Here is a 14,178-nt window from a genome sequence, read left to right as displayed (position 1 = left end):
GCCGCCGTCGCGTGGCAGGAAGGGGCACCCGTGAAACGTGCCACGATGGCGACCAAGCTCTACCTTCCAGCGCCGCGGCGGGGATTTGTGGCCCGGCCGCGGCTCAGGGACCTCCTTGACCGCGGGGCCGAGCCCGGCCTGACCCTGGTGGCTGCCCCGGCGGGATTCGGGAAGACCGCGCTGCTGGCTGACTGGTTCAGTGAAGGCTCGGGCAAGGGCCGGTGTGCCGCCTGGCTGTCCCTGGATCCCACGGACAGCGAGCCCGGCGCCTTCTGGGCTTATGTCATCGCGTCGCTCCGAACCGCTGCTCCAGGCGTCGGGTCCGCGGCGCTGGAGCTCCTGGGGTCCTCGCCATCGGCGACCGAGCTGATGCTCACTTCCTTGGTGAATGATCTCGTTGCAGTGCCTCATGACGTGTGGCTGGTGCTGGACGATTACCACTCGGTGGACAGCGGCGCCGTGAGCACCGGAGTGGCTTACTTCCTGGAGCACCTTCCGCCGCAGGTCCATGTTGTGCTGAGCACTCGGGCCGATCCGGACCTGCCCCTGTCCCGCTGGCGGGCCCGGGGGAGACTGGCGGAGATCCGTGCCGCTGATCTCCGGTTCACCCCTGACGAGGCCGCGGCCTATCTGAGCGCGGCAGGCCTGGAACTGACTGACGCGGACGTGGCTACACTGGAGCAGCGGACTGAGGGGTGGATTGCGGCGCTCCAGCTCGCCGTCCTCTCGCTCCGGGGCCGCCCGGACCCAGCCGGGTTCATCGAAAGCTTCGCCGGTAATGACCGGTACATCGTGGACTACCTGGTGGACGAAGTCCTGGAGCATCAGCCAGCCGCCATCCGCCAGTTCCTGCTACACACCGCCATCCTGAGCGCGCTCAACGGGCCCCTCTGCGATGCGGTCACCGCCGGCGGCGACGGGATAAACATGCTTGTGGCACTGGAGCGCGCCAATCTTTTTGTCATCCCGCTGGACGATCAACGCGAGTGGTACCGGTACCACCACCTGTTCGCCGATGTCCTGCGGGGGCGCTTGCTCAGCGAGGAGCCGGGGCAGATTCCGCAGCTGCATCAGCGTGCCAGCCGCTGGTATGAGTCCCAGGGGCTCTTGGAGGACGCCGTGCGGCATGCCATGGAAGGCCGGGACTTTGACCGCGCGGCGCACCTGGTTGAGTCTGCCGTGCCCATGCTCCGGCGCAGCCGCCAGGACGCGTTGCTGTTCAGCTGGCTGAAGATGCTCCCGGACGCTGCCATTCGGCGCAGCCCGTTACTCAGTGTCTTTTATGGGGGGATGCTGATGGTTTCCGGAGACTTCCCGGGAGTGGAAGCGCGGCTTGCCGACGCCGAACGCGCCCTGGCGGACACGGGGCGGGCACCCGCGGAAGCGCCAGCTGGGGCCATGCTGCAGCCCGGTGACCAAGAGTGGCGGATGCTGGGTGCCACCATCGCGATCTACCGCGCCTCTTTGGCGCAGGCAAGGGGCGATGCCGCCGAAACGTCGGCGCATGCGCGGAACGCCCTCGATCTTGCGGGCCCGGACCACCACCTGGTGCGGGGTGCTGCGGGCGGTTTCCTGGGGCTCGCCGCATGGGCGGACGGTGACGTGCACGAAGCGCTCCGCACTTTCACTGAGGCTGTGGCGAGCCTGCACGCTGCCGGAAACCTGCTGGACGAGCTCAGCAGCACGGTGATCCTCGCAGACATGTGGCTCTCAGCAGGCCGGCCCGGCCAGGCGCGCCGGATCTACCACAACGCGCTCCGGCAGGCCGAGTCCCTGGGCGACTCCATGGTGCGGGCGAGCTCAGAGCTGCATGTGGGGCTGAGCGAGGTCTGCCGGCAGTCGGGGGACCTCAACGGGGCCCGGCTGCATCTTGAGGCGGCGGAACCGTTCGCGGAGCGGGAACCCATGACCGAAAGCCTTTACCGGTGGTACCTGGCCAAAGGACTCGTGGCACAGGACGAAGGCAGTCCAGAGGCAGCCCTCAGCTACCTGGACCACGCGGAGCAGCTTTTCCGGCCCGGGTTCTTCCCCGATGTGCGCCCCATTCCGGCGGTCAAGGCCAGGATCCGGGTACGGCGGGGCGACCTCGCCGAGGCCGCTGGCTGGGCACGGGCCCAAGGGATCTCCGTGACCGATGAAGCTCGCTACCTGGACGAGTACAGCCACCTCACCTTTGCCCGGTTGCTTATTGCCCAGCAGCGCGCCCAGCCGGATTCCAGCACGGCCGAAGGAGTAGTTGGCCTGCTGGACCGGCTGCTTGCCGCCGCGGCGGCGGCCGGACGGGCCGGCAGCGTGCTGGAAATCCGGATGCTGCAGGCTCTCGCGCAGGATGCTTTGGGTTCGCACCTCCTGGCGCGGGAGATGCTCGGCACCGTGTTGGCGGGATTGTCCGAACCGGACGAGTACGTGCGGTTGTTCCTGGACGAAGGCCCGCCCATGCTAGAGCTGCTGCGTGCGGCAACGCACGACGGCGGTGCTGCCGCCGCGCACCGGCTGCTTGCCCTGGAGGCGTCTATGGAGCCGCCGCCTGCCGCCCACGGTGGCCAGCCGCCGTCAGGCGTTGAACCGCTCAGTGCGCGCGAGTTGCAGGTCCTCAGGCACCTCGACAGTGAGCTGAGCGGGCCGGAGATCGCCCGCGCGCTGTTCATCTCGCACAACACGCTGCGTACGCATACCAGGCACGTCTTCACCAAGCTTGGGGTCACCAGCCGCCGCGCCGCAGTCCGCACGGCCCACGACCTCGGCCTGCTGTAGTCGGCTGGCAGTGGTTCTCGGCCCACAGCTGATCCGTCCGGAACTGCCGCGCATTTTTCACCCTGGCAGTCACATCACCGGGTGAGGCGGCGTCACCCTGCCGGCCCCTACCTTTGAGTTGCCGGCAGGGCGTCGACCAAATATGCCAAGGAGCCAAACATGTCCATCAGCACCACCAAACTCATGAGCTGGGCAGGGCTGAGCGCAGTTGCAGCAGGCCTGTTGTTCATCGGTGTCCAGATCAACCACCCGCACCTGGATGCGTCCTTCGCCACCACTACTGAGTACATGGTCCGCCAAACCTTGAAGGTGCTCATGGCGGGACTGTCGCTGGCGGCCATCACCGGGATGTACCTCCGGCAGGTGGCCGAGGCCCGCCTGCCGGGGCTGGTGGGCTACCTTGTGTTCGCCGCCGGCTACCTCATTATGATCAGCATCGAAGTCATCGGCGCCGTTGTCCTGCCCACTCTCGCCCGCAGTACGCCCGGGTACGTCAACGACGTTTTCGCCACCGTCACGGGGGACGCTGTCTCCGGCGACATCGGCCTGATGCAGGGCCTGAACCTGGCCGCCGCGGCCAGCTTCCTGGGCGGCGGCCTCCTCTTCGGCATTGCGCTCTTCCGCGCAAGGGTACTTGCCCGCTGGGCCGCTGCGCTGCTCGCCTCCGGGTCCGTGGCCACCCTCGCCCTGCCCCTGCTGCCGCAGGTCAATGACAGGCTGTTCGCCGTTCCCATCGGCGTAGCCCTGATTGGTTTGGGGTACTCCCTGTGGAGCGGGCTCCGCACCCCGGCCGCCGGGACCACTCCGGGTACCGTCGGCACGCCGCTCCATCCGGAAGGTGCCAGGTGACCACCCGGACAGCTGCGCGGTCCCGGCCCACCGGCTGGCTACCGTTCGCGCTGCTCGCCCTCGTACTGTTCCCAGCCATCGCCGGAACCCTGCGGCTCGTGGAACTGGCGGGCGGACCACACCTCTTGCCGGAAAACCCGCGCATGACAGCCTCACCCGTCCCCGTTGTGGTGCACATAATCTGCGCCGTGGCATACGCGCTTCTCGGGGCATTCCAGTTCGCTCCGGGGATCCGGCATCGCCATCCGGGCTGGCACCGCATAGCTGGCCGGGGCGCGGTAGGCCTCGGGCTGGCAGTGGCGGCCTCTGGGTTGTGGATGACGCTGTTCTTCGCCCGCCAGCCGGGTACGGGGGAGTTGGCGTTCGTTTTCCGGATCGCGTTCGGGTTCAGCATGGCCGCCTTTATCCTCGTGGGGCTCTCAGCGGTCCGCCGAGGTGACGTCAGCCGGCACCGGGCCTGGATGGCCCGGGCCTATGCCCTGGCCCTCGGCGCCGGCACGCAGGTGTTCACCCAGGGCTTCGGGGAGGCCCTGTTCGGGGTCACCGAGCTCACCAACGACCTGGCCCTGGGTGCAGGCTGGGTGATCAACCTCGCAGTGGCCGAGCACTTTATCCACCGCGGCGGCCACCACGGCGGTGACCGCACCGGCGGCAAGGCCAACGCGCTGGCGGACAAAGTGGGGACATCATGAGTGCGCTGCCAAAACACCAAGTGCCCACCAGATACGAGATCCGTATCGGCGGGCACCTGGACGAGCGCTGGTCGGCCTGGTTCGATCCCTTCACACTGTCGCGCGAAAGGGACGGCACCACAAAGCTGAGCGGTTCCGTCACAGACCAGGCAGCGCTCCACGGGGTCCTTACAAGGGTCCGGAACCTCGGGATCGTCCTGATCTCCGTAGCGGCAGTGGATCCGGTGGACGAGGGCCAGCAGCGGTAAGTGCCAGGGCCGCCGTCGCCGTTTGCATGGGTCAGCTGTTGTCCGGCTTGGCCAGGCTGTCCTGGTCTTCCTGCTTGGCGGGTTCGTCCGAAAGGCCCTGCGGCGTGAGGTCCAGGTCCTCGGTGTTCTCCGGGGCTTCGGGGGCTTCGCCGGTTTCGGCGGCCTTGAGGTTGCCGGTGTCGTCCAGGGCCGGGTTGGCGCCCTCGATGCCGGTGGGGTCCTTGGTCCCGGAGCCGGAGCCGGTGTCCGAATCCGCCTGGGCATTCAGGGGAGCGGTGCTGCTGGATCCCGTGTTGGTGGGATCATTCTCGTCAATCGAAGTGGGTTCGTTCGTCATGGCAGTGTCCTCTCGGGCGTGGTCCAGCCTGTCCGCCCCGACTCTAGGCGCAGCCGGGCCCCCTCCGCAAGGAAACGGCCGCCGCGCCCACCTATAGTGGGGTTTGAACCGCAGAAGCAAGCCTCAGGAGGCCCCTCATGCTCGTGCTCGTCATCAACTCCGGCTCGTCCTCGCTCAAATACCAGGTGCGCGACGTCGCCGCCGGGAGCGTCCTGGCCGAGGGGCTGATCGAGAAAATCGGCATGGGCAACGGCGGTGACGGGGACGGCGAGATCGAGGGCCCGCGGGACCACGCCGAGGCGCTGGAACAGGTGGACGCCGCCATCCACCAGGAACTGGGGGACCTCGAACTGGGCGCCGTGGGCCACCGGGTGGTGCACGGCGGCGAGCGTTTCGCCGAGCCGGTGCTGATCGACAACGAGATCACCCGGGCCATCGAGCGGCTGAATCCGTTGGCGCCGCTGCACAACCCCGCCAACGTGCTGGGGATCCGGGCCATCACCAAAAAGTGGCCGGACATGCCGCAGGTTGCCGTGTTCGACACCGCCTTCCACCGCACCCTGCCCCAGCACGCCTGGCGCTACGCCGTGCCGGATGAGCTCTACACCAACCACGGCATCCGCCGCTATGGCTTCCACGGCACCTCCCACGAGTACGTTGCGCGACGGGCGGCAGCGCTGCTGGACATTCCCGTGGAAGAGTTCGACGGCGTCATCGCCCACCTGGGCAACGGCGCCTCCGTCACAGCCATCCGGGGCGGCCAGTCGGTGGACACCTCCATGGGTTTCACACCGCTCGAAGGCCTGGTGATGGGCACCCGTTCGGGGGACCTGGACCCGTCCATCCTGGTGTTCCTTGGCCGGGCAGGCTGGACGCCGGAGGACATCGACACCATGCTCAACCGCGAATCGGGGCTGAAGGGACTGGCCGGGAACAACGACATGCGCTCGGTAGTGGAGGCCTCCGAAGCAGGCGATGCCAAGGCCGCGACGGCGCTCGCCGTCACGTCCTACCGGCTGGCCAAGTACATCGGCGGGTACCACGTGGCGGTGGGCGGGGCCAGGGCACTGGTCTTCACGGCCGGCATCGGCGAGAACTCCCACCAGTTCCGTGCCCTGGTGGCGGACCGGCTGGGCGCCCTGGGCATAGAGCTCGACGCCGGCCTAAATGCCCAGCGGTCCAGGGAACCGCGCGTCATTTCCACGGCACAGTCCGCCATTCCCGTCCTGGTGGTTCCCACCGACGAGGAACGCGCCATCGCCGAGGCGACAGCCGCCGTCGTCAGCGGTTAAACCCAGCCCCGCCCCCGGACGCTCTCTCACTCAATGTGGGTTTTCCCCGGACGCTCTCTCACTCAATGTGGGTTTTCCCCGGACGCTCTCTCAGGTCAGGCCCGGCCTTTGAGGATCAGGTTCCAGTACACCTGCGGAAAAACGTCCCGGTCCACCACCCAGGACAGCCTGCTTTCGTTCCACGTGGGCACCCGCGGGATGGTGGGCATGGGCCGGTAGCGGTCGTCGAACTCCGCGAACACCACAGTGTCCCGGGATACCGTGAAAGGGCACACCGAGTAGCCGTTGTACTTCGCCCGCAGGGGTTTGCCTTTCCGCGCGGCCACCAGGTTCCTGGCCAGGACCTTGGTCTGCTTCCGCAGGGCGCCCCCGGATTTGGAGTTGGTGGTCCCGGCCGCGTCTCCCAGCGACCAGACGTTCTGGAACCGGATGTGCCGGAGCGTCTGGCGGTCCACCTCCACGAAACCTCCGGCGTCTCCCGCTGCCGGCAGGTCCGTTGCCTTGAGCCAGTCCGGGGCCGACTGCGGCGGAACGGCGTTGAGGACGTCGTAGTGCAGGTTCTCCTCGGCGCCGGTTTCAAGGTTCCGGATGGTGGCTGCCTGGCCCGCCGCGTCCACGGCCACCAGTTCGCTGTTGGTCCGCAGCTCGATGCCGTACTCCGCGATCTTCCGGTCCAGTTCCCTGTCCACCTCCGGCACCCCGAACACGGTGGGGTAGGGCTGGACCATCACCACGCGGATCCGGTCCAGGATGCCTTGTTCCCGCCAGTAGTCGCAGGCCAGGTACATGGGCTTCTGGCTTGCGCCGCCGCACTTGATGGGGCCGGCGGGCATGGTGAAGACGGCCGTGCCGGACGTCAAAGCGCTCAGCAGGGTCCAGGCCTTGGACGCCAGTTCGAACTCGTAGTGTGACGTGCCGTGGGGCGAATGCACCGCCTCTGCCAGACCGGGCACGGCATCCCAGTCATACTGCAGCCCGGGGCACACCACCAGCTGGCCGTAGGACACGCTGGAACCGGACGCCAGGGTGACGGTGTTCGCATCCGTGTCCACACCCGTGGCCGCGTCCCGGATCCACGTCACGCCCTGGGGCATCACCGATTCCTGCGCGCGGACTGCCTCGGCGGCCGGGGCCCGGCCGCCCGCGATGTGGGAGAACAGCGGCTGGTAGAAATGGTGGTCCTTGGGCTCGACAACGGCCACGTCCTTCACCCCGTAGCGCTCCAGGCGGGCGGCCAGGGACACGCCGGCGTTGCCGCCGCCGATGATGACCACCTCGTGCTGCACGGCCACCGTGCTACTTCTTCCCGGTTTTGACAGTTTCGGTGAGGGCGGACGCCTTGTGCGCTGCCCGGGCTCCGGTCTTGGCCTGCGGGGTGTTCCATTCCACGGACGTTCCCTTGCTCAATAACATCAGTTCTCCTGGCTGGGGTTAGCGGTGGGGAGCGGTTCGGCAGCGGGGGCCGTGCCCCCAGTATCCGCCGTTGGGACCGGCGTCTCAACGGGCGCGTACGACGCCGGCGCCTCGCCTGGGGCAGGCTGCGTTGCCGGAGCAGTGGCGGGCGCCGTTCCTGCCGGAGCGGTTGCGCCGGTGCCGGGCGCGGACGGGGCCGGCGTCGGGCTTCCGGTTGGTCCCGGTTCCCCCGAAGGGGCGGGAGTGCTTGCCGGAGCGGAACCCTTGGTGGCGCTCGGGTCCGCCTGGATGATGGCCGTGATCTGTTCCTTGTAGGAGGACAGCGTGGCCTGGATTTCGGAGAGCGGCACATTCCGGATGTTCCGGCCGTACTCGGCAATCTCGGCCCACAGGGCCTGCAGCGCCGCCATGCCGTCCTCCGTCAGCGGCCCGTCCAGGGTCAGGACCAGCTGGCTGGCGAGGGCGTACGTGAGGCACTCAAGGCAGTTGTAGTTCGCCGCAGCCGACAGGTTCTCCGGGACCACAACGTCCGCCTGCCCCAGGATGAGGACAACCTGGAAACCCACCGCAATGGCAGCGCAGCCGCTGCAGCTGGCAAAGGCATACGCCTCGTTCCGGGTATCAACCGGCTCCCCGTCCTCAGCCCACACCAGGGCGAACGCCACGCTGTAGGTGACGGAGCCGTCGGTGGTGTTCACGGCCAGCGCCTGGTTGCCGCCCTCTTCGGGAGCGTCCGGCCTTTCGAACGGGAACACCCAGGAGGGCGCTGCTGGACCTGTGGATCCAGCCGGGGCAGCCCCCGCCGGGCTGTCCACCGGCACCAGCACCATGCTCAGCTGCGGGTCCTCCCGGGTGGGCTTCGCCGCGCCTTCGGGCCACAACGCCACGGTCCGTCCGCTGCCGCCTTCCCGCAGCGTTGTGGCGGAAGCGGAAGCGGAAGCGGGCAGGATCGAGGCCGTCGCATCGGCCAGCGTTCCGCGTTCGTACGGCTGGACCGGAAGGTACGTGCCGCCGTCGGGCCACCACGCCCAGGCCAGCCCGGCCAGCAGCGCCGCCACCACGCCCATTGCCGCGGTGCGCCGGAGTGCCCGGCCGCGGGTCTTCCGCCACAGGCCGGTGACCAGTTGCCGCAGCAGCCGCACCAGGATGTAGAGCATGCCCACCATGGGCAGGGCCACGGTTGCAAGGGCCAGGCCTCGCACGGCGGCGCCGGCAAGGTCGCCGTCGGCAAGGCTGCCGGCGAGCAGGTCCTGCTGCTTTGCGGCGCTGCTCCAGGCGGTGGCCAGAAGCCGGGGGAGGGCGAACACCATCATGGCAAGGCTGAACAGCAGCAGCGGCACGGTGACCAGCACCCACAGGGTCACCACGGCGCGCGCCCACGGTTTGAGGACCTTGTTTTCCGGCCGTCCCCACCGCCACGGAAGCAGGCCCAGCAGGACCGGCTTGATGCGCTGGAACAGATCAGGGACTCCGGTGGCGTCGGCGAGTAGGTGGTAGCCGTCAAACCTCACCAAAGGGAGCAGCTGCCGGACCATCTGGAGGATCTGCGTGACCACCACCAGCAGCAGGGCGTCGAAGCCTGTGGCCCACCACAGCCCCATGATGGCCACGGCAACAATGGCGTTGAAGTACAGGCCGCCAAGGTCCGTGCGGATCCGGCCGCCGCGGCCCAGCCGGTAGGAATCCGTGACGTCCGTGAAGAATGCCGGCCAGATCAGGTACAACCCTGCGCCTATGGCCCCGGGCGTTGCCCCGCCCCTGCGGGCCGCGGCGGCGTGACCGAACTCGTGGAACCCTGCCGAAAGGATGGTGACGGCGAAAATCAGCAGGAGCAGGACGGGCTTCTCGAACGCCTCGTGGGTGGCCGAGGCCAGGCCCTTGACCATCAGCACCCACCAGCAGGCTGCCAGGAACCCCAGGGTCACCAGAACTACAATGAGCGGGTTGAACAGAACCGCGAAAGGTGCCGTGATCCTGCGGGTGCGTTCCGGATCGGTCACGGTGTAGCGGAAGCGCATGCCCAGCAGCGGGTCCGCCTTCCGGACCTCCGGCTGGGACCCGTCCGCAAGCCGCAGCAGGCCCAGCGGCAGCAACTGCGAGTCCATCAAGCTGCGGACGTTTTCCGCGCTGACCAGCCTTCCCGACGCCTCGCTGGCATGCCGGGCCACCTCCTCCACGGTCCGGGTGCCGTCCACTGCCTCCAGCACCGCGAACAGCAGCGGCGTCAGCTGGAGGGCTTGCCCGTCAGCGCGGCGGACCAGCGCCGGCGGTTCCCGGTAGCCGGAGCCCTCGGCGGGGCCGATGAGCTGCACGCCGTCAGCCCGGGCGGGAGCGTGCAGCAGGTGGTGGGCAAGGGGCGCAGCGGACGACGGCGGGCCCGCCTGGGTGCGTGGCCCGCCGCTGGTGTGGGTCATGGGTGTTACTGCCGGAGGTCGGACTGCTGGTCGGCAGTGGCGTTGGCTTCGCCCTCGATGTTCTGGCTGATGATGGCATCCTGTTCGGCCACGGCGTAGGCCTGGCTGTCGATGGAGCCGATGTTCGCCGCAACCGCGGCGTCGATCGGGGCAGCCACGTTGGCGTTGGCTGCCACGGCACCGTTGATCGGGGCTGCGATGTCCGCGTCGGCGGCAAGGTCCACATTGACGTTGAGCAGGTCGCCGTCGAGTGCGGCAGCCGGATCCACGGGCAGAGAACCGACGTCGGGCAGAGCGCCGCCGGCGTCGGTGGTCCCGGCGCCCGCGGTGCCGTCCTCCGTGCCGGCGTCCGTGGTGCCGCCGTCCACGGTGTCGTTCGACTGGTCGATGGTGCTGTCCTGGGCGGATGCCGCATTGGCGTCGGCAACAATGCCCTGCTCGATCATGACCCCTTGGTCCGCCAGAGCCTGGGCTTCGGAGCCGTAGGAGAGGATGTTGGCCGAAGCGGCGGCGTCGATGGGCGCGGCCACGTTGGCGTTGGCAGCCACGGCTAGGTCGATGGGTGCCGCCGCATCGATGCCAAGGTCCAGATCCGCGTTCAGGTCAAGGACAGAGGCAACTTCCTTGTCCGGCAATGCCGTTGCCTGTTCCGCCATCAGTTCGTCGTCGGTCAGGGGACGCATTTCCTGTTCCATGCAAACCTCCACGTGCGGCGCTGGTTCGCCTGCCCCCAGCGGGCAGCCAGCGCGAGACAATAGTAAGCATGATTAGTGTTATTGGGTATATCGGTGTCCGCCGAGGTCAGCGTCCTGGATGGGGCCACCTTTAGGGGCGGGGGGCGACGAAGGTGACGGACGACGACGGGGGAGGGCCGCCGTCGTCCGCTCACTTCCGCGCGAGCAGGCGGTGCGCGGCCCCGGCAACCCTGTTGCACAAAGCCCAGTAGGCCACCCCAGCCGCCAACGAGGCGGCCAGTGCCAGCGGAAGGCCCAGGCCGGCCAGCGGCGGGTAGACCAGCCAGTGGACAAGGTAGATGTGCATGGAGGCGCTGGCCAGCAGGACCGTCACCGGGCCCAGGACCCGCGGCATGGGGAGGGTGGGCAGCCACACAAGCAGCAGGACCCCGGCAACCACCGTGGCATCGCGGTTGGCGTCCTCGAAGAACCCCGGAACGGTGAGGACGGCCAGGACGGAAACGATGCAGCGCTGCGCGAGGTTGCGGGACCGCGCCACCGCCCATCCGAGCGCGAAGAGCCACAGGGCAGGGACGGTGTATGGCACGCCGGGTTCCACGATTTCGTAGCGGGTCAGGAGCCCGCCGCCGAACAGGATGAGCGGAAAAACGAACGGGAACCTGCGTTCCGCGCGGTGCAGCCACGGGATGGAGAGCAGGGCGGTCATGGCCAGCAGGATGTAGACGATCACCTCGATGAACCAGAAATGCCACTGCGTGGTGATCTGTTCGTCCCCGAGCATGGAGTTCAGGAGCACGATGTTCACCAGGCCGTAGCGGTCAGTCACCAGGTAGGCGAAAGCGATGAACAGCATGCTGGGCACGGCGATCCGGGCCACGCTGGTGAGCTGCCGGCGCAGGCGGGGAAGCCTGTCGCCGGAGAGCTGGAAGCGGGCGAAGTTGAACCCGGCGGCGGCGATGAGGACGTGGGCCATGCCCTGCCAGTTGAACAGGCCGATGTGCGTGCCGGCGATCAGCAGGATTCCCGCGGCCCGGAGGACCAGGCTGGTGTCCGTGGGAGCGAAGAGCCGTGCGAGCCGGGTCCGGGCGGGACTCCCTGCCCGGCGCCGCTCCAGGTCCCGGATCGGCGTGACATGCCAGTCCGGGGGCAGGTGGCCCAGGGCCTGCTCGAGCCGGACCGAGGCCGCCACGAAGGACAGTGAGTCGCCGCCGAGCGAGACGAACGTGTCCGTGTCCGCGATGTCCGTTTGCTCCAGGGTGTCCTCGTAGATGCGCCTGACGGTGTCCGGACCCGCGGGCTTGCCGCGCTCCTGCTGCGGGCGCTTGTCCGGGGCGGGGTGGGTTTCGTTGTGCGGGGTTTCGTTCTGGGCGGGGGCGTTTGTGGGGGCGTTTGCGGAGAGCGCCGCCACGGCGGGGTAGTCCACCTTGCCGGTGGCCAGGCGGGGAAGTTCCGCCACGGCATGGATGTCGACGGCGGCGCGGGGCAGGCCGAGGCCCTGGGCCAGGACTTTGGTGAGCAGCCGGGTGTCCTGGGTTCCTTCGACCGCCACAACGAGCCCCTGGTCTGTTCCGGCGCTCGCCGCGTGCACTCCGAGGTCCGCCAGGAGGCGCTCCACCTGGCCCAGGTCCACGCGCAACCCGACGATCTTGACGAACCGGCTGCGCCGCCCGCGCACTTCGTAGAGGCCGGCGTCGTTCTTCGCCGCGAGGTCGCCGGTGCGGAGCTCGGTGACGGTGCGGCCCTCCGCCAGGTCCTCCGGCGTTTCGGCGTATCCCAGCATGACGTTGGGCCCGGTGTACACCAGCTCGCCGTCCGCCAGGCCGGGCACGGGTTCAATGCGGAAGTCCCCGCCGGGAACGGGCACGCCGATGGCGCCGGGATGGGCCGCGGCGAGGTCCGGTGGCAGGTAGGCCATCCGGGCCGTGGCTTCCGTGGCGCCGTACATGACGAACAGCTCCCAGCCCTGCCGGCGGCCCAGTTCCGCGTAGTGCCGGACAGATTCCGGGGCGAGCCTGCCGCCGGCCTGGGTGACGTAGCGCAGGCTGGGCAGGTCCATGTCCGCGAACCCCACGCGTTCCAGGAGCTCAAAGGTGTAAGGCACGGCAGCGAACGCAGTGGCGCTTTCCCGCCGGAACAGCTCCCAGAAGCACGGATCCACCACTGACAGTCCTGTCAGGACCAGGCCTGCGCCGCGGAGCAGGTGGCTGTTGATGACGGAGAGGCCGTAGCAGTAGGACATCGGCAGCGTGGTGGCGGCCCGGTCCTCGGCCGTGATCCGCAGATACGTTGCGATGGACTCGGCGTTGGCCTGCAGGTTGGCGTGGGACAGCCGGACCAGTTTGGGGGAACCCGTGGAGCCCGAGGTGCTGAGGAGGAGTGCGAGGTCCGGATGCAGGTTGTGCCTGGTCACGGGCCTGCGTTCGTCCAGGACGCACTTGCCGTTGGCGGACCGGACCACCACGTCGGGGTCGTAGGCGGCTACCAGGGATTGGAGGGCCGCGGGCTTGTCCTCCGGGAGGAGGATCAGCGGGTGCCCGGACGCGAGGGCAGCGAGGTACGCCACCAGGGATTCGACGTCGTTGGACGCCGCAAGGGCAATCAGGCGCCGTTCGGTGCCCAGCCTCCGGGCAAAGCTGTCCACGCGGGCGGCCAGTTCCCGGTAGGTCAGCGTCAGCCCGTCGGCGAGGATGGCAGGCCGGTTTCCGTAGCGCGCAAGATCGGCAGCGAAAGAAACCCGCGCGAAATCAAGCTGCGTGGTCATCGGACGATCTTATTAGCAGAGCCTTACCTAACTAAAATCGGCCGTTAAAGGAAAATGAGTGGAGAAATAATAGCGCCCGCACCGGACCCTTGACAGGGGTGTGCGGGCGGTCCACTCTGGCGCTGTGCCTGCGTATCCTGCCGGCAGAGCCAAGCCGGCATCAGGCGCCCTTCCAAGGAGACTCCAATGCCTGTTGTAGAAGAAAGTGTTGTTATCGCCCGGCCGCCGGAGGAGGTCTTTGACTTCGTGTCGAAGTTCCAGAACATCGCACTCTTTGACTCCTCGGTCACCACCTCGGAGCAGGTCGGGGACGGCCCCCTGGGCGTCGGTACCCGCGGGCGCGGCACCAGCAAAGTCATGGGGCGGCAGTTCGACTGGACCGTCGAGGTCACTGAGTTCGATCCGCCCCGGCGCATGGTGTCCCGTTCCGTCGAGGGCAAGCTGGATTTCACCATCACCTTCACGCTTGAACCGGCCGACGGCGGCACCCGTCTCACGCAGCGGATCGACGCCGCGAGCGGACTGGGGGGCGTCTTCGGCAAGCTGGCCGACCCGCTCGTGGAACGGGCCCAGGGGCGGACCGTGCGCGCCAACCTCGAAACCCTGGCCGAGTGGCTGGCGGAGCATCCCCAGTCCTGAGCTGCCTGGTTTCCTCATCGATTGCTCCGATATTGCCGTTTTCGGGGCTCTAAACGGCAATATCGGAGCAGTCGATGGATTGCG

Annotated in this window: 11 protein-coding genes; 6 read left to right on the top strand and 5 right to left on the bottom strand. The window is 68.3% G+C overall.

Annotated features, from left to right (window positions below):
- The first annotated feature begins 30 nt into the window (after positions 1–30).
- From KTR40_RS14980 to KTR40_RS14965, 4 genes are all read left to right on the top strand, one after another.
- On the top strand, positions 31–2,754 hold the full coding sequence (locus KTR40_RS14980; protein ID WP_205677053.1) for a LuxR C-terminal-related transcriptional regulator: 2,724 nt from the start codon (positions 31–33) through the stop codon (positions 2,752–2,754).
- Between the two features lie 159 nt (positions 2,755–2,913).
- Positions 2,914–3,603, top strand: a complete 690-nt coding sequence (locus KTR40_RS14975) for a hypothetical protein (RefSeq protein ID WP_139030253.1) — start codon at positions 2,914–2,916, stop codon at positions 3,601–3,603.
- Positions 3,600–4,295 carry a DUF2306 domain-containing protein gene (locus KTR40_RS14970; protein WP_139030252.1) on the top strand — a complete coding sequence of 232 codons (696 nt, stop codon included), beginning with the start codon at positions 3,600–3,602 and terminating at the stop codon, positions 4,293–4,295. Before KTR40_RS14975 ends, KTR40_RS14970 begins: the two co-directional genes overlap by 4 nt.
- Complete coding sequence (locus KTR40_RS14965) at positions 4,292–4,543, top strand: hypothetical protein (RefSeq protein WP_139030251.1); 252 nt, start codon at positions 4,292–4,294, stop codon at positions 4,541–4,543. The genes KTR40_RS14970 and KTR40_RS14965 overlap by 4 nt, the downstream gene beginning before the upstream one ends.
- A 31-nt stretch (positions 4,544–4,574) precedes the next feature.
- Here KTR40_RS14965 and KTR40_RS14960 read toward each other — a convergent pair whose 3' ends face one another.
- Positions 4,575–4,880 carry a hypothetical protein gene (locus tag KTR40_RS14960; RefSeq protein ID WP_228404245.1) on the bottom strand — a complete coding sequence of 102 codons (306 nt, stop codon included), beginning with the start codon at positions 4,878–4,880 and terminating at the stop codon, positions 4,575–4,577.
- Positions 4,881–5,017: 137 nt separating this feature from the next.
- Between KTR40_RS14960 and KTR40_RS14955 the strand changes: the two genes are divergently transcribed.
- Entirely contained in the window at positions 5,018–6,172 is a 1,155-nt protein-coding gene (locus KTR40_RS14955) for an acetate kinase (RefSeq protein WP_228404244.1), read from the top strand.
- 95 nt (positions 6,173–6,267) lie between these two features.
- On the opposite strand, the gene KTR40_RS14950 is transcribed toward KTR40_RS14955, so the two are convergent.
- The 4 genes from KTR40_RS14950 to KTR40_RS14935 all read right to left on the bottom strand — a co-directional run bounded on the left by KTR40_RS14950 (position 6,268) and on the right by KTR40_RS14935 (position 13,455).
- On the bottom strand, positions 6,268–7,464 hold the full coding sequence (locus KTR40_RS14950) for an NAD(P)/FAD-dependent oxidoreductase (protein ID WP_228404243.1): 1,197 nt from the start codon (positions 7,462–7,464) through the stop codon (positions 6,268–6,270).
- 120 nt (positions 7,465–7,584) lie between these two features.
- The gene (locus KTR40_RS14945; RefSeq protein ID WP_228404242.1) at positions 7,585–9,999 is read right to left on the bottom strand and encodes a hypothetical protein; all 2,415 of its coding nucleotides are present in this window, start codon (positions 9,997–9,999) and stop codon (positions 7,585–7,587) included.
- 5 nt (positions 10,000–10,004) lie between these two features.
- Positions 10,005–10,694: a peptidoglycan-binding protein gene (locus KTR40_RS14940; RefSeq protein ID WP_228404241.1), complete on the bottom strand. Its 690-nt coding sequence runs from the start codon at positions 10,692–10,694 to the stop codon at positions 10,005–10,007.
- A gap of 190 nt (positions 10,695–10,884) precedes the next feature.
- Entirely contained in the window at positions 10,885–13,455 is a 2,571-nt protein-coding gene (locus KTR40_RS14935; RefSeq protein WP_228404240.1) for an AMP-binding protein, read from the bottom strand.
- A gap of 186 nt (positions 13,456–13,641) precedes the next feature.
- On the opposite strand from KTR40_RS14935, the gene KTR40_RS14930 reads away from it, so the two are divergent.
- Positions 13,642–14,094 (top strand): SRPBCC family protein, encoded by a 453-nt coding sequence (locus KTR40_RS14930; RefSeq protein WP_228404239.1) that lies wholly within the window; start codon positions 13,642–13,644, stop codon positions 14,092–14,094.
- Positions 14,095–14,178 lie beyond the last annotated feature (84 nt).

It is taken from the genome of Pseudarthrobacter sp. L1SW, assembly GCF_020809045.1.
Taxonomy (GTDB): domain Bacteria; phylum Actinomycetota; class Actinomycetes; order Actinomycetales; family Micrococcaceae; genus Arthrobacter.
This window is presented reverse-complemented; position numbering and strand designations above follow the sequence as displayed.

Bases quoted from the DNA above. Each gene is read 5' to 3' on its own strand.
- KTR40_RS14975 (WP_139030253.1), top strand. From the start codon at position 2,914: ATGTCCATCAGCACCACCAAACTCATGAGCTGGGCAGGGCTGAGCGCA.
- KTR40_RS14965 (WP_139030251.1), top strand. From the start codon at position 4,292: ATGAGTGCGCTGCCAAAACACCAAGTGCCCACCAGATACGAGATCCGT.
- KTR40_RS14960 (WP_228404245.1), bottom strand. From the start codon at position 4,880: ATGACGAACGAACCCACTTCGATTGACGAGAATGATCCCACCAACACG.
- KTR40_RS14955 (WP_228404244.1), top strand. From the start codon at position 5,018: ATGCTCGTGCTCGTCATCAACTCCGGCTCGTCCTCGCTCAAATACCAG.
- KTR40_RS14945 (WP_228404242.1), bottom strand. From the start codon at position 9,999: ATGACCCACACCAGCGGCGGGCCACGCACCCAGGCGGGCCCGCCGTCG.
- KTR40_RS14940 (WP_228404241.1), bottom strand. From the start codon at position 10,694: ATGGAACAGGAAATGCGTCCCCTGACCGACGACGAACTGATGGCGGAA.
- KTR40_RS14935 (WP_228404240.1), bottom strand. From the start codon at position 13,455: ATGACCACGCAGCTTGATTTCGCGCGGGTTTCTTTCGCTGCCGATCTT.
- KTR40_RS14930 (WP_228404239.1), top strand. From the start codon at position 13,642: ATGCCTGTTGTAGAAGAAAGTGTTGTTATCGCCCGGCCGCCGGAGGAG.